This is a genomic window from Leifsonia sp. 2MCAF36 (genome assembly GCF_052115525.1).
Lineage (GTDB): Bacteria > Actinomycetota > Actinomycetes > Actinomycetales > Microbacteriaceae > Leifsonia.
Map to the genome: position 1 here is coordinate 430,905 of NZ_JBFRGV010000001.1, position 25,186 is coordinate 456,090.

Annotated in this window: 20 protein-coding genes and 1 pseudogene; 10 read left to right on the forward strand and 11 right to left on the reverse strand. The window is 66.0% G+C overall.

Annotation, left to right across the window (positions count from 1 at the left end):
- Nucleotides 1-16 precede the first annotated feature (16 nt).
- The 5 genes from AB4079_RS01935 to AB4079_RS01955 all read right to left on the reverse strand — a co-directional run bounded on the left by AB4079_RS01935 (nt 17) and on the right by AB4079_RS01955 (nt 5,505).
- Nucleotides 17-1,027: an NAD-dependent epimerase/dehydratase family protein gene (locus tag AB4079_RS01935; protein ID WP_441785901.1), complete on the reverse strand. Its 1,011-nt coding sequence runs from the start codon at nt 1,025-1,027 to the stop codon at nt 17-19.
- A gap of 34 nt (nt 1,028-1,061) precedes the next feature.
- A complete protein-coding gene (locus AB4079_RS01940) occupies nt 1,062-1,535 on the reverse strand; it encodes an Lrp/AsnC family transcriptional regulator (RefSeq protein ID WP_441785590.1) in 474 nt (157 codons plus the stop codon).
- A 112-nt stretch (nt 1,536-1,647) separates the two neighbouring features.
- Nucleotides 1,648-3,039, reverse strand: coding sequence for an aspartate ammonia-lyase (locus AB4079_RS01945; RefSeq protein WP_441785591.1), 1,392 nt, complete (start codon nt 3,037-3,039; stop codon nt 1,648-1,650).
- Entirely contained in the window at nt 3,036-4,451 is a 1,416-nt protein-coding gene (locus AB4079_RS01950) for an aldehyde dehydrogenase family protein (RefSeq protein ID WP_441785592.1), read from the reverse strand. The genes AB4079_RS01945 and AB4079_RS01950 overlap by 4 nt, the downstream gene beginning before the upstream one ends.
- Entirely contained in the window at nt 4,444-5,505 is a 1,062-nt protein-coding gene (locus AB4079_RS01955; RefSeq protein WP_441785593.1) for a homoserine dehydrogenase, read from the reverse strand. The genes AB4079_RS01950 and AB4079_RS01955 overlap by 8 nt, the downstream gene beginning before the upstream one ends.
- Before the next feature lies 1 nt (nt 5,506).
- On the opposite strand from AB4079_RS01955, the gene AB4079_RS01960 reads away from it, so the two are divergent.
- The 4 genes from AB4079_RS01960 to AB4079_RS01975 all read left to right on the forward strand — a co-directional run bounded on the left by AB4079_RS01960 (nt 5,507) and on the right by AB4079_RS01975 (nt 8,206).
- The gene (locus AB4079_RS01960; RefSeq protein WP_441785594.1) at nt 5,507-6,133 is read left to right on the forward strand and encodes an Lrp/AsnC family transcriptional regulator; all 627 of its coding nucleotides are present in this window, start codon (nt 5,507-5,509) and stop codon (nt 6,131-6,133) included.
- Nucleotides 6,134-6,201: 68 nt separating this feature from the next.
- On the forward strand, nt 6,202-6,642 hold the full coding sequence (locus AB4079_RS01965) for a hypothetical protein (RefSeq protein ID WP_441785595.1): 441 nt from the start codon (nt 6,202-6,204) through the stop codon (nt 6,640-6,642).
- Complete coding sequence (locus AB4079_RS01970) at nt 6,639-7,400, forward strand: cyclase family protein (RefSeq protein ID WP_441785596.1); 762 nt, start codon at nt 6,639-6,641, stop codon at nt 7,398-7,400. Before AB4079_RS01965 ends, AB4079_RS01970 begins: the two co-directional genes overlap by 4 nt.
- 35 nt (nt 7,401-7,435) lie before the next feature.
- Nucleotides 7,436-8,206 (forward strand): IclR family transcriptional regulator, encoded by a 771-nt coding sequence (locus AB4079_RS01975; protein WP_441785597.1) that lies wholly within the window; start codon nt 7,436-7,438, stop codon nt 8,204-8,206.
- Nucleotides 8,207-8,210: 4 nt separating this feature from the next.
- Here AB4079_RS01975 and AB4079_RS01980 read toward each other — a convergent pair whose 3' ends face one another.
- Complete coding sequence (locus AB4079_RS01980) at nt 8,211-8,966, reverse strand: IclR family transcriptional regulator (protein WP_441785598.1); 756 nt, start codon at nt 8,964-8,966, stop codon at nt 8,211-8,213.
- Between the two features lie 45 nt (nt 8,967-9,011).
- Complete coding sequence (locus AB4079_RS01985; RefSeq protein ID WP_441785599.1) at nt 9,012-10,517, reverse strand: amino acid permease; 1,506 nt, start codon at nt 10,515-10,517, stop codon at nt 9,012-9,014.
- A gap of 288 nt (nt 10,518-10,805) precedes the next feature.
- Here AB4079_RS01985 and AB4079_RS01990 point away from each other — a divergent pair, with 288 nt between their 5' ends.
- Together AB4079_RS01990 and AB4079_RS01995 are read left to right on the forward strand one after the other, a co-directional pair.
- Nucleotides 10,806-12,179 carry an NtaA/DmoA family FMN-dependent monooxygenase gene (locus tag AB4079_RS01990; RefSeq protein WP_441785600.1) on the forward strand — a complete coding sequence of 458 codons (1,374 nt, stop codon included), beginning with the start codon at nt 10,806-10,808 and terminating at the stop codon, nt 12,177-12,179.
- A gap of 159 nt (nt 12,180-12,338) precedes the next feature.
- On the forward strand, nt 12,339-12,803 hold the full coding sequence (locus AB4079_RS01995) for a hypothetical protein (protein ID WP_441785601.1): 465 nt from the start codon (nt 12,339-12,341) through the stop codon (nt 12,801-12,803).
- Nucleotides 12,804-12,843: 40 nt separating this feature from the next.
- On the opposite strand, the gene AB4079_RS02000 is transcribed toward AB4079_RS01995, so the two are convergent.
- On the reverse strand, nt 12,844-14,823 hold the full coding sequence (locus tag AB4079_RS02000; protein WP_441785602.1) for a primary-amine oxidase: 1,980 nt from the start codon (nt 14,821-14,823) through the stop codon (nt 12,844-12,846).
- Nucleotides 14,824-15,004: 181 nt separating this feature from the next.
- On the opposite strand from AB4079_RS02000, the gene AB4079_RS02005 reads away from it, so the two are divergent.
- Complete coding sequence (locus AB4079_RS02005; RefSeq protein ID WP_441785603.1) at nt 15,005-16,534, forward strand: APC family permease; 1,530 nt, start codon at nt 15,005-15,007, stop codon at nt 16,532-16,534.
- Nucleotides 16,535-16,540: 6 nt separating this feature from the next.
- Here AB4079_RS02005 and AB4079_RS02010 read toward each other — a convergent pair whose 3' ends face one another.
- Complete coding sequence (locus tag AB4079_RS02010; protein WP_441785604.1) at nt 16,541-17,509, reverse strand: helix-turn-helix domain-containing protein; 969 nt, start codon at nt 17,507-17,509, stop codon at nt 16,541-16,543.
- 201 nt (nt 17,510-17,710) lie between these two features.
- Between AB4079_RS02010 and AB4079_RS02015 the strand changes: the two genes are divergently transcribed.
- Nucleotides 17,711-19,120, forward strand: coding sequence for an aldehyde dehydrogenase family protein (locus AB4079_RS02015; RefSeq protein ID WP_441785605.1), 1,410 nt, complete (start codon nt 17,711-17,713; stop codon nt 19,118-19,120).
- 17 nt (nt 19,121-19,137) lie between these two features.
- On the opposite strand, the gene AB4079_RS02020 is transcribed toward AB4079_RS02015, so the two are convergent.
- Entirely contained in the window at nt 19,138-20,598 is a 1,461-nt protein-coding gene (locus AB4079_RS02020) for a helix-turn-helix domain-containing protein (RefSeq protein ID WP_441785606.1), read from the reverse strand.
- A gap of 132 nt (nt 20,599-20,730) precedes the next feature.
- Between AB4079_RS02020 and aceA the strand changes: the two genes are divergently transcribed.
- On the forward strand, nt 20,731-22,035 hold the full coding sequence (aceA, locus tag AB4079_RS02025) for an isocitrate lyase (RefSeq protein ID WP_441785607.1): 1,305 nt from the start codon (nt 20,731-20,733) through the stop codon (nt 22,033-22,035).
- 39 nt (nt 22,036-22,074) lie between these two features.
- Complete coding sequence (gene aceB / locus AB4079_RS02030; protein ID WP_441785608.1) at nt 22,075-23,703, forward strand: malate synthase A; 1,629 nt, start codon at nt 22,075-22,077, stop codon at nt 23,701-23,703.
- A gap of 87 nt (nt 23,704-23,790) precedes the next feature.
- Here the strand turns inward: aceB and AB4079_RS02035 are convergent.
- A pseudogene (locus tag AB4079_RS02035) lies at nt 23,791-25,184 on the reverse strand (aspartate ammonia-lyase).
- Nucleotides 25,185-25,186 lie beyond the last annotated feature (2 nt).

The following is a 25,186-nucleotide window of genomic DNA, read 5'->3' on the forward strand; positions in this document are numbered from 1 at the left end:
ACGACGAACGCGAGCCTTACCGTCCTGCTTTCGCACCTCCGGTTGCATCGGATCGACGCAGCGAACGCCCCCCGGTGTTGACGCGTCCTTCGTCGATGAGCCACTGCAGCGCTTCGGCTACCGCGTCGAGGCTCGTATAGCGGGGCTCGTAGTTCAGCAGGCGGCGGGCTTTGTCGATGCTGATCGAAGGGCTGCGAGCGATGTGCTCCCACGTCGTGGCGGCATGCTCGGCGTCGGTGAGTTGTGCGAAGCGATCGAATGGCTCGAATCGCAGTCTCGGTTCGGCGCCGAACCAGGCGGCGGCGGCTTCGGCGAAGCCGCGCAGTGTGAGCGCACGATCGGAGACCAGATGGAAGCCCTGGCCTGCCGAAGCGGCCGGATTCGCCAGTGCCAGCTCGAAGCCCTGCGCCACATCGTCCGCGTGCACGTGGTGCACAGTTTCGAGGCCGAAGTTCGGCAGCACGACCTCTTCAGCGGCGGCAAGCCGCGACCAGACCGTCGGGTCGAGGTTGCCCGCCGGGTTGATCATGTCCCATCCTGGGCCGGTGATGTGCCCAGGATGCAGCACAGCACACGGCAGCCCGCCCGGCGTGCGCGCCTCGTCCAGCAGCAGCCTCTCGATTGCGTCCTTGTTCATCCCGTAGTCCCCGAAGGGCTCGCGGGCTTCGTCCTCGGCGACGGGGACCGCGGTCGCCGGTCCGTGGATCCAGACCGTGCCACAGCTGAGCAGCAACTGCACCCGGCCGCGGAGCGCGTCGACCAGCTGTCGCGCCGACTCGGGTGTGAAGCAGACCATGTCGATCACAGCGTCCGCGTGCAGGTCCGCAATCCGGGTGGCGAACGTGCCGTCGGCATCGCCCTGCTCGCGGTCGAGCTGGACCCGCTCGACCGCGTCCCACGCCGGGTCCGGATGGTACGGCTCGCTCAGCCCGCGGGTGACCGCCATCACCTGGTGGCCGGCCCGCACCAGCCGTGGCACGAGGTAGGTGCCCACATGTCCGGTTGCTCCGATCACAACGACGCGCATGGCATCCACACTCTCATGGTCGCCACGCCTGATGTCACCCCTCGGCGGGTGCGTTCACCTTGTGGCGGTTGACCGGGGTGGCAAGCGTCAGCGAGGTGACCGTGTTGGCAACCTCGGGTAGCGCAGCGATCTGCTCCCAGACGGCTTGCATCCGTTCAACGGTTTCCGTCTCGACAGCGAGCAGGAGGTCGAAATCGCCGGACAGGATGTCGCATCGCACTACCTCAGGAATCGCACGGATCGCCGATAAGACGAGTTCGCCGCGCATTCTGTCCAGGCGGTACACGAAGACGTTGGCCCGAATCGGCCGGCCGCCCTTGCTGTTCTTGCCCGGCGTCAGGGTGTAGCCGCCGATGATGCCGTCGCGCTCCATCCGCTCGACGCGCTGGCGAACAGCGTTTCTCGACAGGTGGACGCGATTGCCGAGCGTGACCAGGGACACCCGGGCGTTATTGGTCAACTCGGCGAGCAACTGCTCGTCGATCTCATCGAGGTGTCGCGTCGCCATGACTGCTGCTCCTTCGCAGGGCTGACTGAGTCGAAATGCACATGTAGTGTGCGCTATTCGCATTTAATGATGACGATAATACACGTACCGGCGCGTTTCGTCGTCGCTCGCGTCAACGTTGCAAGCGTTCGAGCAGCTCCTTCGCTTCTTCGGGCGTGTGCCCCGAGTACCTGGCCACGGCATCCGCGAGCGGCACGCGCTGTCGAAGCGCGAACTCTGCTGCCTTCGCGGCCGCCTCATATCCGATCGCCGGCACCAGGGAGGTGACGGCTCCGACCGACGTCGCCGCCCGGTCGGCGAGCAGCTCTCGATTGCCTTCGATGCCCGTGATGCACAGCTCGCGCAAGACGCTGACTCCGTTCGTGAGCCAGCTGATGCCCTGGAGCAGTAGGTGAGCGATGATCGGCTCGAACGCGTTCAGCTGGAGCTGACCGGATTCGGATGCGACCGCGACAGTGACATCGGCTCCCATGATCGCGAAGGCGATCTGATTCACCACTTCGGGAATGACGGGGTTCACCTTTCCCGGCATGATCGACGATCCGGCCTGCCGCGGCGGCAGCCGGAGCTCCGCCAGGCCAGCCTGCGGTCCGCTGGAGAGCAGCCGCAGGTCGCTGCTGATTTTCGACAGCTTCACGGCGGTGCGCCGCAACATGCCGGACGCCTGCATGAAAGCTCCCGTGTCCCAGGTGGCTTCGAAGAGGTCGTAGGCGGGCCGGATGGGCAACCCCGACAGTCGCCGGAGGTGACGGAGCACGGCGTCTTGATATGCGGGCTCTGCGGTGATCCCGGTCCCGATCGCGGTCGCGCCGAGACTGCATTCGAGGAGAAGCGGTATGACTTCCCGGATGCGCGTGACATCTTCCCGAATCGTCACGCCGAAAGCGGTCAGCTCGTGTCCCAAGGTCATCGGAACCGCATCCTGGAGCTGAGTGCGGCCGACCTTGTGCACGTCGCGGTGCGCGTTGCCACGCTCCTCGAACGCGGCCGCAAGGGATTCCAGCTCCGGGATCAGGTGAGTGAAGGCGGAGACGATCGCGAGCTTCACTGCGGTCGGGTACACGTCGTTCGTGGATTGACTGCGGTTGACGTCGTTGATCGGGTGCACCCGGTCGTAGCGGCCACGCGGAAACCCCAGCTCTTCGAGGGCCGCATTCGCGATCACTTCGTTCGCGTTCATGTTGGTGCTGGTGCCGGCGCCTCCCTGAACCACGTCGACGCAGAACTGGTCGTGGAGTTCGCCTCGACGAACGCGCTCGCAGGCTGCAGCGATCGCATCCGCCGTCGAGTGAGGTACCAGGGCCAGTTCTTCGTTTGCCCGGACGGCCGCCTGTTTCACCGTGGCCAGCGCGACGATCAACGCCGGGTGGCGGGATATCGGCGTTCCGCTGATCGGAAAGTTCTCCAGCGCCCGCAGCGTGTGGATCCCCCAGTACGCCTCTGCGGGGACGCGTGCCTCGCCGAGCGAATCCCTCTCGATCCGGAACGTTGCCTCGGCGCTCATGCGTTGATGCAGACGACTTTTGGTTGGGTCATCTCCTCGAACGCGAAACGGACGCCCTCGCGGCCCATGCTCCCGTATTTCGCCCCTCCGAACGGCATGCCGTCCACCCGGAAGTCGGACGAGTCGTTGATCATCACCCCGCCGGCCTCCAATGCATTCGAAACGCGGAGCGCCCGGTTCAGATCGTTCGTGAAAACGCCTGCATGGAGGCTGAACTCGATCTCGTTGGCGAGCCTCAGTGCCTCTTCTTCGGTATCGAACGGCTGCAGCACCACGATGGGGGCGAACACTTCGTCCGCCCACACCTCGCACGAGAACGGCACATCTTCCAGAACCGTCGGGCCGAAGGATGTTCCGGTGTGGTGGCCCCCGATGAGGAGTTTCGCGCCTGCCTCCCGTGCAGCGTCGACAACGCGCTGCGCGCGACGTGCGGCATCCACCGAAATCATCGGCCCGATATCCGTGGCTTCCCTGCGGGGGTCACCCACGCGCAGTGCCGCGGTCGCGGCCACGAACTGTTCCCGGAACGCGTCGTAACTCGCTTGCTGGATGAGGATTCGTTGCGCCCCGACGCAGTTCTGTCCAGCGGCCCAGAACGCACCCGACACACACAGTTCCACCGCCTCAGCGATATCGGCGTCGTCGAAGACCAGAACCGGGGCGTTGCCGCCGAGCTCCATCGAAAGGCGCTTCAAGCCTGCGGTGCGCGCGATCGCCTCCCCGGTGGCGAACCCTCCGGTGAAGGAGACCATGCGAACAGTACGGCTGCCGACGATCGCCTGCGCAACGGTGCGGTCACCGCAGACGACGGTGACGACTTCGTCCGGCAGCCCCGCCTCGATGAGAACGTCAACGAGCACGCGCGCAGTGAGGGGCGTGAGCTGTGACGGCTTGAGGATCACCGCGTTGCCGCCCGCGATCGCGGGGCCCAGCTTGTGCGCCACGAGATTCAGAGGGTCGTTGTACGGCGTGATCGCGGCGACGATCCCCAGGGGCTCCCTGGTGAACCAGCCCTTGCGGTTCTCCGATCCTTCGAAGGCGTCGAAGGGGATGAGCTCCCCCGCGTTGGAGCGGGCGGTGTCGGCGGACAACGACAGGGTGCTCACCGCGCGATCCACTTCCTTGCGCGCCTGGCGGATCGTCTTTCCCGCCTCACGAACGATCAGCTGCGCGCCGACTTCCCGCTGAGCTTCGAGAAGCATGGCGGCTTTGCTCAGAATCTGGTGCCGGCTGAACCGCGAGAGCCTGCGCGAGAGCTCGAAGCCGAGGGCCGCACGTTCGATGACGTGGTCGATGTCGGCGGGGAGGGTTTGCGCGACCCGCCCGATCTCGGTCCCGTCGAACGGGTTGTGGACCGTGAGTTCGTGCGCCTTGTCGGTCGGCGCGGATGACATCAGCACTGTCTCAGACATTGCTCACGCTCACTCGTTCGTGCCGCACCGAGCGATCGATGGCGATGATGTCGGACAGCAGGGCGTATGCCGTCTCGATGCGTCCGGCGCCAGGGCCGGAGACGGTGACGTCGCCGAGAAGGTCGGTCTGGAAGGTGACCGCGTTCGTCGGACCGCTGATCCCGTGCAGCGCGCTCGCGGAGTCCACCGCGACGGGCGTCACCCGGCCGGTGACCGAGCCATCGGCGTTTCGCGTAGCCGATCCGATCAACTTCCAGCGCTTGCCTTCACGCGCGGCGCTCACAATGTCTTCGGCCGACACGGTCGAGATCCCGACGCGCGGGATGTCCTCGGTGCTCAGGTTCGCTCCCAGCAGTTCATTGGCGAGGATCGCCACCTTCAGTTGCACGTCGAAGCCCTCGATATCGGCCGTCGGGTCCGCTTCGGCGTAGCCGTGCTTCTGGGCTTCCGCGACGGCGTCGGCCAGGTCGAGGCCGGCTTCCATACGACCCAGCACGTAGTTGCTGGTGCCGTTGAGGATGCCCTGGACGCCGGAGAGCCGCAGACCGGCGAGTTGCTCCTTCGCGAAGCGCAGGATCGGAGTACCGCTGAGCACGGACCCTTCGTATTCGAAGTTGACGCCCTTGTCGTCGGCGATCCGTTTGAGGACGCTGCCTGCGAGGGCGATCGGCCCCTTGTTCGTGGTCGTCACATGCTTGCCCGACTCGAGCGCCCATCTGACGTGCGAAACGGCAGGCTCACCGTCGACCGGATTCGTAAAGGTCGCCTCGACGACGATGTCCGCGGTCGACGAGCGGATGACCTCCTCGTTGCGGGGCTGGATGTTGCCGCCGCGCATCCCCGCGAACGTCTCTGTCGCGCCCATTGCGAGCACCCGACCGAGATCGATCCCGTCCGACTGCATCACGGAACCGAACCGCAGGTCCGTGATGGCCACCACGCGCAGTTCGAAACCGAGCCGGTCGGCGAGCTCTGCGCCCCCGTCGCGAATCAATTCGGCCAGCGCGCGGTTCACACCGCCGAATCCGATGAGCGCCAAATCGTAACGATCCACGATGATCTCCCTTTCTCCTGCTTGCTTGTCCGTTCCATCCTCAGGTCGCCTGTTGTCCGTCCGCCGCTGTCATTCCGCTCTGCGGGGTGGTCGTTTCGGCCGCCCACCGATCGAAACGTCAAACCGCGGTCCGCATCCCCTGGTCGCCGTATTTACTGGCCCAGGAACACCTCAAGGAGGCCTGATGTCCCACTCGATCGACTCAACGGATCGCTCGCTGCTCAACCTGCTGGTGCGTGATGCAGGCATGAGTGCCGCTGTTCTCGCATCACGAATCGGAGAGACGCCGGCGAACTGCCTGAAACGGATCGCTGATCTGACGGCCGCCGGCTACATCGCCGGATACCGGGCCGTCCGTGGTTTCCCGGATCCCGAGGAGCGGCCTTCGGTGGTCGTGCTTCTCATCGAACGGGATCGCACGATGAGCGGGAAGGACGTGCTGCGGAGCGTTCAGTTCATCCCTGAGGTTCTCAGCTGCGACGTCGGCGACGGCGAGTTCGACATTCTTCTGCGGATTCAGGTGACCTCCCCAGAGCGGGTCGATGAGCTGGAGAGCCTCTTCGGCAAGCAGGTCGGTGTCCATTCGGTGCGCGTCGTGCGCCCGCTGTCCACGATGTCCGTGGCATAACCGGCTGTTTCTGTGCCAGAATTACACTTCTATATGTTTATGCTGCACGAGTTGAAGGGGATGCAACGATGCGTCTAGAGAAGTCGCGGCGACACAAGCTGCGTGTGCACTGGCCGGTGTCGGCCGAGACGTTCGACTCCCTGGTGGCGAGCGCCGGAGCGGCCTATCTGAGTGAGGATCTCCGGCCCCTGCGAAACGTCATCGAGACGACCTCAGAACTGGGCGATTTCGGGGCTTACACCGACGTCGTGGAAATGTCCCTCGGTGTGGAGACCTTCCTCGTCGGCGACTCCGCGAACGCCACGCTCGGCGCCCGCGGAGAACGATGCGTGTCTCCAACGCTGGTCGTCACCACCTACCTGAGTGCCGAACTGAGCGCGGCGCGCGTCGATCAGGTCATCTCAGAGCTTGTTTCCGCGCACCCCTGGGAGGTCCCCGTCATCGAGCTGAGCGAGACGGTGGAGTTGGTGACCTCGGTCAGCACCGAGCGGGCGGAGGCCCTGGCATGATCGCGATCACGGAATCGCCTGTTCACGACCTGTGGAGCGCTGCCGCTTCGGTACTGTCGGGACGCACGTACACCGACCTCACGCACGCGTTCCATGCCGGCCAGCCGCATTTTCCCGCGTTTCCCGATGAGCAGCGTCGCGAGCTCTTCTCGATCGAGCGGGGAGACGGGTTCACGACGCACGAGTTCAGGCTCATCGGGCAGTGGGGTACACACATCGACCCACCTGCCCACTTCGCGTCCGGCGGACGCACCGTCGATCAACTCCCGGTCGACGAGATGATCCTGCCGCTGGTCGTGCTGGACATCAGCGAGCGCGTTGCGGGCAACCCCGACAGCACCCCGGTTCTCGCCGACGTGCACGCCTGGGAGGAACGTAACGGACGAATCCCGGAACGCTCCTTCGTCGCCCTCCGCACCGATTGGTGGAGGAAGTGGCCGGACGGGGAGAAGATGGCGAACCTCGACGAGGCCGGCATCAGTCACACGCCGGGATGGAGTCGCGAGGTGCTCGAATTCCTCATCGACGAACGCAACATCGCCGCAGTCGGCCACGAGCAGACCGATACGGACCCCGGACTGGCAACATCGCGGGGCGACCTCGGGCTGGAGCGTTATCTTCTGGAACAGGATCGGTGGCAGATCGAGCTGCTCGCCCACCTCGACGCCGTTCCTGAGGCGAATGCTCTCGTCGTCGCGACGTGGGCGAAGCCGCTCGGCGGCAGCGGATTCCCGGCGCGTGTCTTCGCCATCCACTGACCTGCCCTCGGGTGGGCATCGCTAAGCTCGACCGTGTGGAGCGACAGTCGAGCATGGGGCGCGGGTTGGACATCCTCGCCTCCCTCGCCGAAGCGTCCAGTCGGCCGCCCTATCGCGCCGCTGTGGTGGACCTTGCGAACCGACTGCAGCGTGAGAGATCACAAGTCTCCCGCACGCTGAAGTACTTCGCCGACAGCGGACTGGCCGTCAAGAACGGCAAGTACTACGAGGTGAGCTGGGACTGGTACGCCAAGGCTCAGGCTTTGACCGCGCGACGCATGCGCGAAGATGGTCTGACCATCCTCGAGGACGTGTCGGAGCGAACCGGCGAAGCAGCATTCCTCGGAACGCTGCACGGAGATAGCACAGTCACGATCGTCGAAAGCGTCCCCCGGTCGACGGGGCTGATCGGGTCGTGGGTCGGACGAGCCTTTCCCGCATTCTGCAGCGACGCCGGACAGGCCACGCTGTGGGACGCGGACGAGGAGGAGATCCGAGCCGTCTTCGCATCCACCCGCTTCACGTCGACAGGTCCTAACGCGGCAGCCACCGTTGAGGAGTTCCTCGAGCGTCTCGGCGAAGCGCGCGCACGCGGCTACACGATCGTCGACCAGGAAGCCGAGCCGAACCTGTACTCGGTTGCTGCTCCGGTCCGCGAGTTCCGGGGTGAAGTGATCGCTGCGCTTCAGATCGTCGGAGTGCGCGACCGGCTCGTCGATCGCACCTCCGAGCTCGGTCTGGAGTGCGTGCGCGCAGCGTCGGCCCTGTCTGCACTTCTCGGGGCGCCGGGCGCCGGCGCGTCCTGATCTCTCAGTCGCCGGCCATCAGCGCCTGCAGGCGCCGGCTCGCGTCGGCGAGTTCGGCGACCATCCGCTCCTGGACGTGCTGAGTCGCCGGGCGCGTCACAACACTGAGCGCGGCGATGACGCGGCCACTCCGGTCACGGAGCGGCAGCGCGAGTTCCGTCAGCCCCTGCTCGAACTCTTCGACGGCGGACGCGTGCCCGTTTTCGCGATCCCGACCGAGCAGCGTCACGACTTCTTCGGTGGAGTGGGCGGCGCGGGGGCCGCCCACTCCGACGAATTCGACGTCCTGCAGCAGCGTCGCGATCGCAGAATCGTCCAGATCCCAGAGGAGGGCTCGGCCGGCGGCCGTGCACCACACCGGTGTCGTCATCCCCGGCCGAACCGAACTGTCAGGCGCGCTGACGCCCGTCTCATACCTCAACAACAGCACCCCGGCGCCCGACCGTGTCGAGAGGCGGGCACTGACGTCGAAGCGTGAGGCGAGCATCCTGAGCACGGCGCGGGATGCTCGGAGCCACTCTTCGTTGCGGGCGGCGGCGATACCGAAGAAGGTCGGGCCGGGGCGGAGCGTCTGCGATTCGTCGATCTCGAGGTATCCCGACCCGCGGAGTTCCTGCGTCAACCGCGACGCCCGGCTCCGCTCGAGCCCGACCGCGTCGGCGAGCCGAGAGACGCTGTAGCCGGCTCGTCCCGACTGTTCCCGGTCCGTCGCGCCTTCCAGCAGGCTGAGGCCCTGCGTGAGTGACGAATGAGGCTGCATGTCTCCACCTTGTCATGCGCAGGGCCTCAGGGTGCTGCGCAGGGGTCAGGCCGTCGTGCTCTCGTCGAGCTCCTCGGCGTCTTCGGCGCTCATCACCAGTGGTGCGTCTCCTGTCGCCTTCGACTTCCGCCCATAACGCAGCCAGAAGAAGAGGTAGCAAGCCGCCGTGAAGGGGACGCCGAAGTACAGCGCGGCGATCTGAGTCGGGTCGAAGGCGATGGCGACCAACGAGATGAACAGCAGAACGAACGCCAGAATCGGCACGAGCGGATACAGGGGCGTGCGGTACGGCAGCGTCTTCAGGTCGCCGCCCGCCTGGATGAACTTGCGGCGGTGGAAGAACTGGGAGGCGACGATGGACATCCAGACCACGACGACAGCGAACCCGGCGATCGAGACGAGCACGAGGTAGACCGTCTCGGCAGCGATGACACTGGAGATGAGCGAGGCGAGACCTCCGACCATGCTGACCGAGAGGGCGACGAGAGGGATGCCGCGGCGCGTCAGTTTCGCGAAGACCCGGGGGCCGTGGCCTTCGCGCGCGAGGGAGAACAGCATCCGAGCGCACGAGAAGAGGCCGCTGTTTCCCGCCGAGAGCAGGGCCGTGATGATCACGAAGTTCATCACATCACCGGCGTAGGGGATGCCGACATAGTCGAAGACATCGACGAACGGGCTGTTCGTCAGACCGGCGTGCTTGTACGGCAGGATCGCAGCGATCACCGCGATCGCGCCGATGAAGAAGATCACGAGTCGCAGAACCGTGGAGCGAAGGGCACGAGGGATGTTCCGCGCCGGGTCCTTCGTCTCGCCGGCGGCGACCCCGATCAGTTCCGACCCACTGAAGGCGTAGAACACCGCGAGCGACGTCACCAGGATGCCGCCGATGCCGTTCGGGAAGAGCCCGTGAGGAGTATTGAAGTTGCTGAAGAACACGGGCGCGTGATGCACCGTGGAGAATGGGGAGAAGCCGAAGATGGCTGCGCCGCCGAGAACGATGAGTGCGACGATCGCCGCTACTTTGATCATCGAGAACCAGAACTCGGTCTCACCGAACACCCGTGCTGAGATCGCGTTGATGCCGAACAGCACCGCCGCGAAGATCAGACACCACACCCAGACATCGACGCCCGGAAACCAGCGCTGCATGAGGATGCCGGCGGCCGTGAATTCTGATCCGATCGCGACCACCCAGCACAGCCAGTAAAGCCATGCGGTGGTGAACCCGGTCGCGGGACTGATCGACCGGGCGGCGTAGATGTGGAACGCGCCGGAAACCGGATACGCGACGGCCAGTTCACCGAGGCAGGCCATCACCAGATAGACGACGACGGCGCCGATGCCGTACGCGATGATCGCGCCGAGGGGGCCGGCCTGGTGGATCGTGTAGCCGGAGCTCAGGAACAGACCCGAGCCGATGACGCCACCGAGCGCGATCATGATGAGGTGGCGCGCACCCATCGACCGTTGAAGTTTGCGGAGCGGAACCTGGGTTGCCGCCGTCTCCGGCAGCACGTTCGACAACTCCGCGCTGCGATTGGATGCAGTCATTGATCTCACCTTCGAGCTAAGAACTGTTGTGGGCTATATGAACACCTGTAGGTGCGTACCATGCACGTTTGTGGAAACGGTATAGGGGCGTATCGAAAGCCGCAACACGAACAGTGCGTTCTGCTCCCTCGAATTGCCGTTTCGTCCATCCACAGTGCCTTACCCCGGAAGCGCGCCAAAATGGAGCGCAACACAATGCAACATGAGCATCTCCGAGTGCCTTGACGACAATACTGGGAGACGCCGCACACTGGTGCGGCTTGCTCGAACGCCAAAGATGGAGATGCAATGTCAGACCAGCGGCCCCTCCGGTTCGCCTTATACGAGCAGGCCAGCGTCGGCTGTGGCGGAGCCCCGTCCCTGTGGACGCACCCGTCGGACGACCGCCTGGGGGTGAACTCGCTGGACCGGTGGCGGAGCACAGCGATCGTCGCAGAGCAGGCGAACCTCGAAGCGATGTTCTTTGCAGACGTGCTCGGCCTCTACGACATCTACCGCGGGTCCGCGTCGGCCGCCGTCGAGTGGGCCGTTGAAGCGCCGGCGAACGACCCGTTCGTCTACGTGGCAGCCCTGTCAGCGCTGACTGAGCGTCTCGCGTTCGTCGTCACCGCTTCGACGACCTACGAGCACCCGTTCAGCCTCGCCCGCCGGTTCGCCACGCTCGATCACCTCAGCAAGGGCCGGATCGGTTGGAACATCGTCACCTCCTACCTCGAGAGCGCCGCCAGGAACTTCGGGCTGGACGCCATGCTCGACCCGCAGGACCGCTACCGCAGGGCGGACGAATTCATGGAGGTCGTGTACAAGCTGCTCGAGGGCAGCTGGGCTGATGACGCAGTCGTCGCCGACCGGGAGCGGCGCGTCTACGCCGACGGCGGCCGCGTTCGACCGGTCGACCACGCCGGCCAGGACTTCCGGGTCGCCGGGCCGGCCGTCACCTCCCCCTCCCCGCAGCGCACACCGGTGCTCTTCCAGGCAGGGTGGTCCCCGCGCGGCCAGCAGTTCGCCGCAGCCCACGCCGAAGTGGTTCTGCTGCCCAAGAAGGATCCGACGGAGATCCGCCGAGGCCTGGACAACATCCGGCAGTTGGCACAAGCCGCCGGCCGGGCGCCAGAGGACCTGAAATCGATGGCGCTTGCGCGGGTCATCACCGCCCCGACGGCGAGCCTCGCCCAGGCGAAGTACGACGACCTGCAAGCCAACTACCACCTGGAGGCCCAGCTCGTCAGCTACGCCGGCGACACCGGCATCGACCTCAGCCGCTACGCCGATGACGAACCGCTGACGACGCAAAGCCAGGGACTGAGCTCCTACGTGCAGAAATCCGGAGCCGGTCAGGCCCCGCTCACCGCCCGCGACCTCCGGGAGAGATTCGCCCGCGTCACCCGCGGATCCGACCTGCTGTTCATCGGCACCCCGGACGACATCGCCGACCAGATGCGCGACCACGCGAGCGCCTCCGGCCTGGACGGCTACATGTTGAACCCACTGACCAGCCCCGGGACGCTGGAGGACTTCGCCGAACAGGTAGTGCCCGCACTGGCCGCGCGGGGCCTCTACGACACCGACCCCAAGAACGGCACGCTGCGATCCCGGCTGCGCGACGACCGATCCGACCGGCTGCCCTCCGCCTCTGCCGCGGGGTCGTACCGGTTCAGCTGAAGGAGACACAGCGGGTCGCGGACAGGCAAGTGTCGTGCGTTCTCGAACAACCGCTGAGCGACGTCGGGTCGGTATTTTCGGTCTAGATCGTCATCTAGCACCCGCCGCCGGAGGAGAGAACCCACATGGACCGCCACCTTCCGGCACCGGGCTGACACCGTGTCCGCGCCCAGCGCGCCGAAGGGATATCTGACGGCGGGAGCGCTGGCGATCCTGTCTATCGCCGCCATGACGGACATGGCTTTCGGCTATCTGTTGATCCGCCCCCTCGCCTGGGTCGCCGTGCTCCTCACGGTCGCGATCGGGTGCGCTCTCGTCGGGCGGCGCAATGGGACCGCATCTCTCGCCGCAGAGCCGTACGGGATGGGGATCATGACGGTGCTCTCGCTGTTTCATGGCCATGGAGGCGAGGTTGCGGCGAGCGCATCCGCCGCAGGTCACGCCTCGCACCTCGAGCGCCCGCTCTGGGCGCTCCTCGCCGCGGTCCTTCTCGTACTGTGCGCCGTGTGCGTCCGCTGTGCCTACCGTCGCATCCGAGCCGGCGGCGTAGGACGCGGCCTTCTGCCCGCGGCCTCCGCCACGGGGATGTGCGTCGCGACCCTCGCGATGCTGCTGCAATGGTGACTGCAGCGGTCAGCTGCACCCGGTTCCGGGCCGACGACCGCTAATGCTCACAGTGGCAGTCGCCACCGGTGCAGCACGCGGACGCTGTCATGCCCTCCGGGAGATCGAGCGCCGGATTCCGGTCGAGGAAGCCGTAGGGCTTGAACTGGAATCCCGAATAGTCGACGGGCATCACCGGCCAGTCCTCCGGCCGCGGGATGTGCGTCGGACCGAAGACGTGCCACAGCACGATGTCCTCGTCCAGGAGCGGGCGGTCCGCCGTCGTCCACGTCGGTAGCCCGGCACCACCCGAATGCGCGTTCGGGTAGTCGCCCGCCGGGAACCGCTCGGCCGGATCGAATCGGGTCGCCCAGAGGTGCTTCGTCGCGAAGGTGGCCCGCGCGTAGACGGTCGACTCGGGCTGAGCCATCAGCGTCGCTCCGGGCTGCGGGATGAGGTGGAACGCCGTCGGCCGGCCGACGGCGTTGCGACGGGTCGAGCTGGTGACCTCCCACACGCGGGACGTCACGGGGTTCGCCATCCGCCCGGACTCGGCTTCGCTCCTGATCGGCGTGGTCGTCCAGGTGAACGCGTTGCCGTAGGGGTTCTCCGGCCCCATCGGGATACCGACCACATCCACCTCGGACAGCGAGTTGCGCTCGCCGTCGACCGCGACATCCAGCCGGGCGCAGAAGAGGTGCTGGTGCACCGGCGCGAACAGCCCCGGTGCGATCTCGGTCGCGTGCGGGTCCGTGCTGCCGGGCAGACCGGCGCCGGCGAACACGATTCCGGTGGCCTTGGCCTCGACCTGGATGGTTCCGTCGAGGTAGAAGTACCAGAAGAAGCCGTAGTCGTAGTTCCCGATGGTCGAGAAGTAGGAGACGACGAGGCGACGCGAGCGGCGAACCTCGGCGTTGCCGAGCAGATCGGTGTGCTTCCAGAGGATGCCGTAGTCCTCCTCGTGCATACAGATCACCTGAGGGATGGCGACCGGGTGACCGTGGTCATCGGCGACGATTCCGTCGAAGTAGTGGATCACGCCGAGGCAGTCGCAGCCGAGCGAGAGCGGGTTCGCGTTCTTCCCGAGGAGGTACTCGCCCGCGTCGAAGTAGCTGATCCAGAACCGGGTCGGCGAGACGTCACCGTACGGCACCACCATCTCGGGCACCGAGGCCCGCGCGAGGACCGGCCGGACCTCGTCGCCGTCGCGGAAGCCGACCTGATTCAGCACCAACCCTTCACGGGCGTTGAAACCCACGCGGAACGACCAGTTCTCCCACTCCACCGCATGTCCGTCGACGCGGAAGCTCGGGCCCTCCGGCTGGGTGATCTCGATGGGCTTCAGGCTCTGGCGCGCTTCACCGATCGCCGCGGCATTGTAGTTTCCGTCGAGCTCAGGCACGGGGATGTCGCCCTCGTCCTCCACCCGGATGACCTCGCCGTGCGTCAGATCGATGTGCACGATGAGACCTTCGACCGGATGCGACCACGGCGAGTCCTCCGGGCTCGAGCGCAGGAACGTAAGGCTGCGGATCGCGCGACGGCCGACTTCGTCCTCGCGGTTGAAGAACCCCGGAGCGAGCGGCGCGCAGAACGCCAGCTCCATCCGGTCTTCGAGCCCGCGACGCTTCATCGCGGCTTGCCACAGCGGCGATGCCTTCGCGATCCGCTCGGCGCGTTCGTACTCTTCGAAGAGGTACTGCGGCTGCCCGTAGGGCATGTCGGCGCTGCCCAGCTTCCGATAGTCGACGAGCTCGTGCGTCGTCACGGAGACGATGGCCTCCGCGGACTCGCCGGTGGCCGTATCCAGGATCACGAAGAGGATGCGGCGCTCGATCGCATCCCCTGGCCGGAAGGCGGCGACCGCCTCCTTCGACGGCTCGACCGGCAGCACGTTGGGGAAGCGTGTCGTCTCGGTCACAAGGCCGGCGACTTCCAGTACCCTTCGACCGGCGACGATCTCCTCACCTGTGAGGAGGTCGAGCGGATGCACGACGACGTCGGGTGTCGTCGTCCTGGAACTGTGGTCGTGACCGGACATGCAGATCCTCACTTCGGGGCCGTCGAACAAGTATCGGTCGCTGACCACTCGGCGATCCGTACAAGCGCCTGGAACGTACCGATTCAGACAACCGTCGTGCGCGAGAGGCCAAGCTGCGAGCAACCCATCGGAGATTTGATCGATCCACGCGATTCGCGCCCCATCGACCGAGGAGGACCCGTTGACCTCTACTGAATCAGCAGACCCGGCTGTCGCAAACCGGACTGCCGCCCACCGCAGGCTCGGCGTCCCGGCCGTGACGTTCATGATCATCGCCGCCTCCGCCCCCCTCACCGTCCTTGCCGGCGGTGTCACGACGACCTTCGCCGTCACCGGGGTCCTCGGAGTACCTCTCTCATTCCTCGTCCTCGGCGTGACACTCGCGATCTTCGCGGTCGGCTACGCCGCGATGAGCCGGTTCATCACGAACGCTGGGGCGTTCTACTCCTACGTGGCGCGAGGACTGGGGAGGCCGACCGGCGTCGGCGCCTCGATCGTCGCGCTGATCTCGTACAACGCGATGCAGGTGGGGGTCTACGGGCTCTTCGGCTTCCAGGTGTCTTCGCTGCTCGACTCGAAATTCGGCTGGGCAGTGCCCTGGTGGATCCCGGTGCTCGTGTGCATCGCCGCCGTTGCCCTGCTCGGCGTCAATCGCGTCGATCTGTCGGCGAAGGTGCTCGGCGTGCTCGTCGCGCTCGAGTTCGTCGTCGTCATCGTGTACGACGTCTCGGCTTTCGTAGTGGCGCCGGAAGGCGTCAGCGCCGCCCCGCTGACGCCGGCGGCACTGTTCGTTCCCGGTGTCGGCGCGGTGTTCGCCTTCGGAATCGCGGCCTTCATGGGCTTCGAGTCCGCCGCGATCTACAGCGAGGAGTCCAAGGACCCCACGCGCACGGTCGCGCGGGCGACGTACACCGCGGTCGGCGTGATCGCGATCTTCTATGCGCTGTCGTCCTGGGCGATGGTCGTCGGTTCCGGCCCGAGCAAGGTCGTCGCGGACTCTCGCACCCAGGGGCCCGACCTGCTGTTCTCGTTCCTGACGACCCACGCCGGCGTGATCATCAGTGACATCGCGCAGCTGCTGTTCGTCACGAGCTTGTTCGCCGCACTGGTCAGCTTCCACAACGCCGTGGCGCGCTACTTCTTCTCGCTTGGCCGTGAGGGCGTGATGCCGTCCTGGCTCTCACGTGTGCGTCGCCACAGCGGTGCGCCGTGGGCCGGCTCGCTGACGCAGACCGCCTTGGCCATCGTCCTCATCCTGGCCTTCGCTGTCGCCGGGAGCGGGTGGGTTCCGCCGAAGGGCGTTCCTGCCGCTCTGTTCCCGGTTCTCACCCTCTTCTCCTGGCTCACGAATACCGGCGCGCTGGGCTTGACGTTGTTGATGACCGTCGTCTCCTTCGCCGTCGTAGGCTTCTTCCGCCGTGACGACCACCGGGTGGGTTCGTGGCAGCGGACGATCGCGCCGGTCATCGCGGGCGTCGCACTCCTCGTCGTCTTCGCCCTGATCCTGGTCTACTTCAACACGCTCCTGACCAGCGACCCGACGGCTCCGCCGAGTGCGACGACCTTCATCCTGCCTGCGATCGTGATCGTGCCCGGCATCCTCGGTGTGGTGTGGGGTCTCGTGATCGAGCGCTCGAATCCGCGTGTCTACGCGCAGATCGGGCACGGCCCGGAAGAGGTGGACGCGCCCGAGCTGGGTGGAGAGGACTGACGCGCGTCAGCTCCAGGCGGTGGCGCGCACGTCCGACGGCGATTCGGCGTACGCAGCCTTGAAGACCCGGCTGAAATGCGCGGCATCGGAGAACCCCCACCGCGAGGCGATCGATGAGACGGACTGCGTCGAGCAGACCGGGTCCATCAGGTCGCGGCGGGCACGCTCCAGCCTGCGCGAACGGATCCAGGTCGACACCGTCGTTCCCTGCTCCTGAAAGAGTCCCTGCAGGTGGCGCGTGGAGATGAAATGGGCCGCGGCGATCTGGCTCGGTCCGAGGTCGGCCGAGCCCAGGTTGGATTCGATGAAGGCGTGGATGCGTCGCATCAGCACTCGATGCGGGTCGGAAGCGCCGGCCGTCAGGTCGAGCTCCTGGGCGAAGAGAGTGGAGACGAGGTCGAGCGCACTGTGCGCGAGTCGCCCGCCGGCTGCGCCGGAAAGCTGTTCGAGGTTTCCCACCAGCTGCCCGAGGAAGGGGACGATCATGCCGGCGATCCCGGACCGTCCATCGAACTTCACCGCGGTGAGTTGGGACACCAGCTCTGTGGGAAGGCCCAGGAGTTGCTTGGGAAACATCACGACCATCGTCCGGAAATCGTCGTCGAATACGAGCGAGTACGGCTGATGGGTGTCGTAGATGGCCAGGTCCCCCGGGTGGAGCACGGCCTCCCGTCCCTCTTGGACGAGCAGACTTGTGCCGGACAGCAACATGCTCAGCTTGAAGTAGTGGCGGTCGGCGCGGGCGATCAGTTCGGGTGTGCGTTCGACGACGTGTTGTGTCGCGCTCACCTCGGACACGTGGATCTCATCCACGTGGGCCGCTCGGATACGACCCCAGAACGCATCCGGCCGATCGGTGGTGACGTGAAGCGGCACGAATGACTTCGACACGCTGTTCCGGAACGCGTCGAAGTCTCGAGTTGTGTCGCTGGAGACGCGTTCAGCGCCACCAGTCGACGGGCTGGGGGTAAGCACGATCGACCTCACTACGGTCCGGACTACTTTGTATACGATCCGTGAGACGCGATGCTAGCACCGTGCCCCCCGGGTTGTCACTCATCCGTAGCCCGTCGTCGTGCACCATTCGACATGGGGAGTGCGCACACGGTCAACGTCCTCGCACGCTCAGCGGGGGAAGCTGGCCGGGAGGAACCGCTTTCGACGAAGGAGTCTCCCATGACGGATGTCCGCGACCTGCTCGCCCGCGTCAGCACGACAGCGCCGAACGGGCGCCCGATTTACGATGCCGCCACCGGCGAGCTGATAGCCCACGCGCCGGTAGAGGGCGTCGACGCGCTCGACGCCGCAGTGGCCCGGGCGCGTGCAGCCCAGGCCGCCTGGGAGGCGCTCGGCCACGACCGCAGGATCGAGTGCCTTCTGAATGCAGCAGATGCCCTCGACTCCAGAGCAGAAGAGCTGGCTCGCCTCCTCTCTCGCGAGCAAGGCAAGCCGTTGAACGGACCAAATGCGCGATTCGAGCTTGGCGCCTGTTCGGCGTGGCTTCGAACGAACGCATCGTTGGTGCTAGAGCCCGAGGTTCTCGTCGACGACGGCGAGACGCACGCTGAACTCACATACCGGGCAGCCGGGGTCGTTGGGGCGATCGGCCCGTGGAACTGGCCATTGATGATCGCGATCTGGCAGGTCGCGCCGGCGCTCCGGATGGGTAATACTGTCGTCCTCAAGCCGAGCGGAAATACGCCGCTCAGCGTGCTTGCCATGGTCGATGTGTTGAACGAGGCACTGCCACCGGATGTTCTCGTCGCCGTTTCGGGTGGCCGCGACGTCGGAGCGCGACTAGCGTCGCATCCCGAGGTCGACAAGGTCATGTTCACCGGCTCCACCGCCACCGGACGCCGCATCATCGAGAGCTCGGCCGGCAACTTGGCCCGCCTCACGCTCGAGCTTGGCGGCAATGACGCCGGCATCGTATTGCCCGGCACCGACGCGAAGGCGATCGCCGACGACTTGTTCTGGGGCGCATTCATCAATACGGGCCAGACCTGCGCGGCGCTCAAGCGTCTGTACGTGCATGACTCCGTGTATGAAGACGTCGTAGACGCGCTCGCAGAGGTGGCGCTCCGTACGCCCATGGGAAACGGGCTGGATGAGAACAACGTCCTCGGTCCGCTGCAGAACAAGCAGCAGTTCGACATCGTCAACCGGCTCGTCGAAGACGCGAAGAGCCGCGGCGCACGCATCGTAACGGGCGGCTCCCCTGCCACCGAACTCGGCGAGTTGTTCTATCCGGTCACCCTCGTGGCGGACATCGAGGATGGCGCTGCTCTCGTGGACGAGGAGCAGTTCGGCCCGGCATTGCCCATCATCCGCTATGCAGATGTCGACGATGCGATCGCGAGTGCCAACCGCTTGGATGTGGGCTTGGGCGGCTCGGTCTGGGCGAACAACCGCGAAGAAGCACGAGTCGTCGCGTCGCGCATCGAGGCCGGCACCGTGTGGATCAACTCGCACGGTGGCGTTCACCCGCTGATCCCCTTCGGTGGCGTGAAGGGGTCCGGCTATGGCCTCGAGTTCGGCATCGAGGGCCTGAAGGCTGTGGCTGTGCCGCGGGTCATCAACGGCTGAGCCGACGAGGCCGCACGCTATTCGGCAGCTGGCGCGTGGCGCTCGAGAAAGGTGTACACCTCCGTCGAATCCACGCCAGGGAACGCGCCGGTAGGAAGGGCGGCGAGCAACGACGTCGGGGTCCGCGCCGCAGGCCACGCCTTGCCCTCCCACACCTCGGCCAACGCACCGGAGGGACGTTTGCAGCACGAGTCGTCCGGGCAGCGCGACACTGCACGGTTCGATGTCTCACGTCCGCGGAACCACTTGACGTGCTCGAACGGCACTCCGACGCTGACCGAGTAGTCGCCCTCCTTGGCCTTCGCGATCCGGGAGGTGCACCAGAATGTCCCGCTCGGCGTGTCCGTGTACTGGTAGTACGGGCTGAACCGGTCCGCCACATCGAAGACCGTTCGCGCTGTCCAGCTCCGGCACACCGGAGTCCCCTCGATGGCTCCGAGCGCATCCGACGGGAAGGCCACGGAGTCGTTCTCGTACGCCTTGATGATGGTGCCAGACTCGTGCACCTTCATGAAGTGCACGGGGATGCCGAGACGCGCGGTTGCCAGGTTGGTGAAGCGGTGCGCGGCGGTCTCGTACGACACGGCGAACGCGTCCCGGAGATCCTCCATCGAGATGCGGCGGAAGTTCTTGGCCTCCGTAAGGAACGCGACCGCGTCCTTCTCCGGCAGCAGCAACGCAGCGGTGAGGTAATTCGTCTCGATCCGCTGTCGAAGAAATTCGGCGTAGCTTCTCGGCTCCTCGTGCCCCAGCAGCTCCGAGGCGAAGGCCTGCAGGATCGGCGAGCGTGAATCGCGTGAGACGCTCTGCTCGGTCGGCAGGTAGATCCGCCCGTTGCGCTTGTCCGTGACCGACCGGGTGGAGTGAGGCAGGTCTCCGACGTAGTGGAGTGAGAAACCGAGATGGTCCGCCATGTCGGTCACGGTCTGGTGAGAGACCGGACCGCCGGTGTGGCCCACGACCCCGAGCAACTCCGCTGCGATCGCCTCCAATTCGGTGAAGTAGTTGTCCCGCGCCCGCATCGTCGCGCGCAACTCGACGTTGGCGCGACGGGCCTCCTCCGGTGTCGCGGCGCGCTCACGATGCAGGCGGTCGACCTCCTGGTAGAGCGCCAGAATCGCCTGGAGTGTCACGTCGGGGACGGACCTGGACACCCGAACCGGGGCGATGCCGAGCGACGAGAACACTGGTCCGCGCTGCGCACGCTCGACCGCGATCTCCAGGGCTGCTCTCTCGTCGGGGGCGTCGGGCGAGAGCAGATCATCGACACCGACCCCCAGGGCGGCGGCAATCAGACGCAACTGGGCGAGACGAGGTTCCCGGTTGCCGTTCTCGATCATCGACACCTGAGAGGGCGCACGATCGATCGCCGCTGCCAGAGCCTCCAGTGTCATCCCGCGTCGCATCCGGAAAGCGCGGATGCGGCGGCCGAGTGTCAGAACGTCAGCGTCGACGTCCTCGTTCGAGGTTTCGATCATGCAGCCATGGTGACATCGCGCCCGACTTGTGACAAACAGAAGAAGGCACGAACTTCTGCGCATCAATCCGAACATCAGGGTCTGGCGCCACCACATCATCGAGTCATACCAACCGACCGATGGAGGTCCACGATGACGAACGAACGCCCCGGCGACACGAGCCAGACTGCCGCCGAGCTCAGCCTCGAGTGGGACGCCGACTCGCGCTGGTCCGGCATCCGCCGCGACTACACGGCCCAGGATGTCGTCGCGCTGCGCGGTCCCGTCCAGGAGGAGCGCACCCTCGCCCGACGCGGTGCCGAAAAGCTGTGGGAGCTGATCCAGCGCGACGGCAGCGGACCGGACGCCCGCTGGGTGCACGCCCTCGGGGCGCTGACGGGGAACCAGGCGGTCCAACAGGTGCGGGCCGGTCTCGAGGCCATCTACCTCTCGGGCTGGCAAGTGGCCGCCGATGCCAACCTGTCCGGCCAGACCTACCCCGACCAGAGTCTCTACCCGGCGAACTCGGTGCCGGCTGTCGTCCGCCGCATCAACAATGCGCTGCTGCGCGCCGGCCAGGTTGAGGGCACCGACGGCCCGATCTCCGACTGGATGGCGCCGATCGTGGCCGACGCCGAGGCCGGGTTCGGCGGTCCACTGAACGCATACGAGCTGATGCACGGAATGATCGAGGCCGGGGCCGCCGGCGTGCACTGGGAGGACCAACTGGCCAGCGAGAAGAAGTGCGGCCACATGGGCGGCAAGGTCCTCGTCCCGACCGGCCAGCACATCCGCACTCTGAATGCGGCGCGTCTCGCAGCCGACGTCGCGGGAGTGCCGACCATTGTCATCGCCCGGACGGACGCCCTCGCGGCAACGTTGCTGACCAGCGACCACGACGAGCGCGACCATGCGTTCCTCACCGGCACGCGCACCGCGGAGGGTTTCTACGAGGTGCGGAACGGCATCGAGCCGGTCATCGCCCGCGGGCTGGCCTACGCGCCCTACGCCGACCTGCTCTGGGTCGAGTCGGCCGCACCCGACCTGGAGCTGGCACGCCGGTTCGCGGAGGCGGTCCACGCCGAGTTCCCGGACAAGAAGCTCGCATACAACTGCTCGCCGTCGTTCAACTGGAAGAAGCATCTCGACGACGAGACCATCGCGCGATTCCAGCGGGAGCTGGCCGCGATGGGGTACGCGTTCCAGTTCATCACCCTGGCGGGCTTCCATGCCCTCAACCACTCCATGTTCACGCTCGCCAAGGACTACGCGTCGCGGCAGATGAGCGCGTACGTGGACCTGCAGGAGGCGGAATTCGCCTCGGAATCCGGCGGGTACACCGCCACCCGCCACCAGCGGGAGGTCGGTACCGGCTACTTCGACCGCATCGCGAGCGCGCTCAACCCGGACAGCTCCACGCTCGCCCTGGTCGGCTCCACCGAGCAGCACCAATTCTGAACCGAATCGCATCGCATCGAACAACGTAAGGACAGACTGATGATCCACATCACAGGCCCGTACACAGAAGGCCACGACGAAATCCTCACCCCGGAAGCGATCGCCTTCGTCGACCACCTCCACCAGGCGTTCGCCACGCGCCGCCAGGAACTCCTCACCGAGAGGAGACGCCGTCGGGTCGACGCCGGCAACGGGCGCGACCCCAAGTTCCTGTCGTCGACCGCTGCCGTGCGCGAAGACCCGAACTGGCGCGTCGCCGGAGCGGGCCCCGGCCTCGAGGACCGCCGAGTGGAGATCACGGGCCCGACCGAACCGAAGATGGCGATCAACGCCCTCAACTCCGGCGCCCGCGTCTGGCTGGCCGACCTGGAGGACGCGACCAGTCCCACCTGGGCGAACGTCATCGGCGGCCAGGCAACCCTCCGCTCCGCGATCCGCGGCGAACTCCGGCACACCAGTGTCGAGGGCAAGGAGTACCGGGTGACGACCCCGCACGAGCACACGCCGACCATCGTGGTGCGACCCCGCGGCTGGCACCTGGTGGAGAAGCACCTCACCTTCACCGACCGTGCCGGGCACTTCCGCCCAGCGAGCGCCTCCCTCACCGACTTCGGCCTGTACTTCTGGCACAACGCCCAGGCGCTCGTCGACTCGGGCCGCGGACCGTACTTCTACCTGCCCAAGCTCCAGTCGCACCTCGAGGCGCGGCTCTGGGATGACATCTTCGTCTTCGCCCAGCAGCGCATCGGGATGCCCGTCGGCACCATCCGGGCGACCGTGCTGATCGAGACGATCCCCGCCGCGTTCGAGATGGATGAGATCCTCTACGAACTGCGCGACCATTGTGCGGGCCTGAACGCAGGCCGCTGGGACTACATCTTCTCCATCATCAAGACGTTCCTCGGGCGCGGCAAACGCTTCGCCTTCGGCGACCGCAACGCCATCACGATGACCGTTCCCTTCATGCGCGCCTACACCGAACTGCTCGTCGCCACCTGCCACAAGCGAGGAGCCCACGCCATCGGCGGCATGAGCGCGTTCATCCCGAACCGAAGGGACGCGGAGGCCACCGAGCGCGCGCTCGCCCGCGTGTCCGACGACAAAAGACGCGAGGCCGGCGACGGCTTCGACGGCACTTGGGTCGCCCACCCCGACCTCATCCCCACCGCGCTGGCAGAATTCGACGCCGTCCTCGGTGAGCGCCCGAACCAGGTCGACCGCCTGCGCGACGACGTCCACGTGACCGAGAACGATCTCCTCGACATCACCAGCGCGGGAGGAACGGTGACCGACGCGGGCGTCCGCTCGAACGTGTCCGTCGCCCTCCGCTACATCGAGGCGTGGCTGCGCGGCATCGGCGCCGTCGCCATCGACGGCCTGATGGAGGACGCCGCGACTGCGGAGATCTCGCGCTCCCTGCTCCGGCAGTGGATCGAGAACCGCGTCACCACCGAAGAGGGCACGTCTGTCGACCGCGCCATGGTCGCGCGCATCCTCGAGGAGGAACTAGCCCGGCTCGGCGGTCGGCCAGGCGACCGCTTCGACGACGCCGCCGACATCCTCCGCGAGGTCACTCTCGGCGACGAGTTCCCGACCTTTCTCACCATCCCGGCCTACGCCCGCTATCTGGTCGACGAAGGCGAGGAAGCTCTCCCGGCTGCGGTCTGACGACGCCTCCGACGCGTCCGAGGCGGCGCCCGCCATCCGCGAGCGTCACCTCGGACGAAAGCCCTGCCGGTGTTAGGCAGGCGGGGCCTATCTCATCGCTTCGGCTCCGCTGAGTCGGGCCGGTGACAGCAGCCTGCCCACGTCTTCCCGGCTCATCAACTCGGACTCGACCACGAGGTCGGCGACGTTCCGGTTAGTCAACAACGCCGTCTTGGCGAGCGCCGCGGCCGCGACGTATCCGATGTACGGCGTGAGCGCGGTGATGACGCCCACCGATGAGCCGACCATGTTCTCCAGTCGCAGTTCGTTGGCCGTGATTCCGTCAATGCAATTGGCCCGCAATGTCTGGAATGCCTGCGACATCCACGCGATCGACTGCAGCAGCGAATGCGCGATCACCGGCTCGAACGCATTCAATTGCAGCTGGCCGGCCTCGGCAGCCATCGTCACTGTTACGTCCGCACCCGCCACCGAGAACGCGACCTGGTTGACGACCTCGGGAATCACCGGGTTGACCTTGCCCGGCATGATGCTCGAACCGGCTTGCATGGCGGGCAGATTGATCTCGCCGAACCCGCTTGCGGTCCACTGGAGAGCAGACGTAAGTCGTTACAGATCTTCGACAGCTTGATCGCGCTGCGCTTCAGCGCGCCGCTGATCGACATGAACACTCCGGCGTCGCTTGTCGCTTCGATCAGATCGGGAGCAGTCACCAGGTTCAGCCCCGTGATCGCGCTCAGACACTCGCAGACCGTTGCGGCGTAGCTCGGGTCGGCCGTGATTCCGGTTCCGATCGCCGTCGCACCCAAGTTGATCTCTGACAGCAACGAGAGGGTTTCCTTCAGACGCGAATAGTCCTCAGCCACGGTCGTCGCGAAGCCGTGGAACTCCTGGCCCAAGGTCATCGGAACGGCATCTTGCAACTGCGTCCGACCGACCTTCAGCAGCTGGGAGAATTCGACCGACTTGCGCTGAAGAGACTGTTGCAGCAGCCACAATTGCTCGAGCATCCGATTGAGCGAGAACGAAAGCGCGATCTTCAATGCGGTCGGGTACGTGTCATTCGTACTCTGGCTCCGGTTCACGTCGTCGATCGGATGGATGAACTCGTACTGCCCTTTGGCATGACCTCCGAGCTCCAGCGCTCTGTTCGCGATCACCTCGTTCGCGTTCATGTTCGTCGAGGTTCCCGCGCCGCCCTGAATCACGCCGACGACGAATTCCTCGTGAAGCCTCCCGTCGATGATCTCTTTGCACGCCTGATCGATCAGGTCGGCTTTGTGTTGCTCCAGCACCCCGATCCGTGCATTCGCACGCGCGGCCGCCTGTTTGACGCATGCGAGTGCCACCACGAACTCGGGGTACACCGAGATCGGACGCTTGGCGATCGGGAAGTTCTCCACAGCACGAGAGGTGTGGACTCCCCAGTACGCCTCAGCCGGAATATCGCGGTGGCCGAGCGAGTCTGCTTCGGTTCGCATGG

Coding starts and splice junctions, on each gene's coding strand:
- AB4079_RS01935 (WP_441785901.1), bottom strand. CDS start 1,027: ATGCGCGTCGTTGTGATCGGAGCAACCGGACATGTGGGCACCTACCTC.
- AB4079_RS01940 (WP_441785590.1), bottom strand. CDS start 1,535: ATGGCGACGCGACACCTCGATGAGATCGACGAGCAGTTGCTCGCCGAG.
- AB4079_RS01945 (WP_441785591.1), bottom strand. CDS start 3,039: ATGAGCGCCGAGGCAACGTTCCGGATCGAGAGGGATTCGCTCGGCGAG.
- AB4079_RS01950 (WP_441785592.1), bottom strand. CDS start 4,451: ATGTCTGAGACAGTGCTGATGTCATCCGCGCCGACCGACAAGGCGCAC.
- AB4079_RS01960 (WP_441785594.1), top strand. CDS start 5,507: ATGATCTCCCTTTCTCCTGCTTGCTTGTCCGTTCCATCCTCAGGTCGC.
- AB4079_RS01965 (WP_441785595.1), top strand. CDS start 6,202: ATGCGTCTAGAGAAGTCGCGGCGACACAAGCTGCGTGTGCACTGGCCG.
- AB4079_RS01970 (WP_441785596.1), top strand. CDS start 6,639: ATGATCGCGATCACGGAATCGCCTGTTCACGACCTGTGGAGCGCTGCC.
- AB4079_RS01980 (WP_441785598.1), bottom strand. CDS start 8,966: ATGCAGCCTCATTCGTCACTCACGCAGGGCCTCAGCCTGCTGGAAGGC.
- AB4079_RS01985 (WP_441785599.1), bottom strand. CDS start 10,517: ATGACTGCATCCAATCGCAGCGCGGAGTTGTCGAACGTGCTGCCGGAG.
- AB4079_RS01990 (WP_441785600.1), top strand. CDS start 10,806: ATGTCAGACCAGCGGCCCCTCCGGTTCGCCTTATACGAGCAGGCCAGC.
- AB4079_RS02000 (WP_441785602.1), bottom strand. CDS start 14,823: ATGTCCGGTCACGACCACAGTTCCAGGACGACGACACCCGACGTCGTC.
- AB4079_RS02015 (WP_441785605.1), top strand. CDS start 17,711: ATGACGGATGTCCGCGACCTGCTCGCCCGCGTCAGCACGACAGCGCCG.
- AB4079_RS02020 (WP_441785606.1), bottom strand. CDS start 20,598: ATGATCGAAACCTCGAACGAGGACGTCGACGCTGACGTTCTGACACTC.
- aceA (WP_441785607.1), top strand. CDS start 20,731: ATGACGAACGAACGCCCCGGCGACACGAGCCAGACTGCCGCCGAGCTC.
- aceB (WP_441785608.1), top strand. CDS start 22,075: ATGATCCACATCACAGGCCCGTACACAGAAGGCCACGACGAAATCCTC.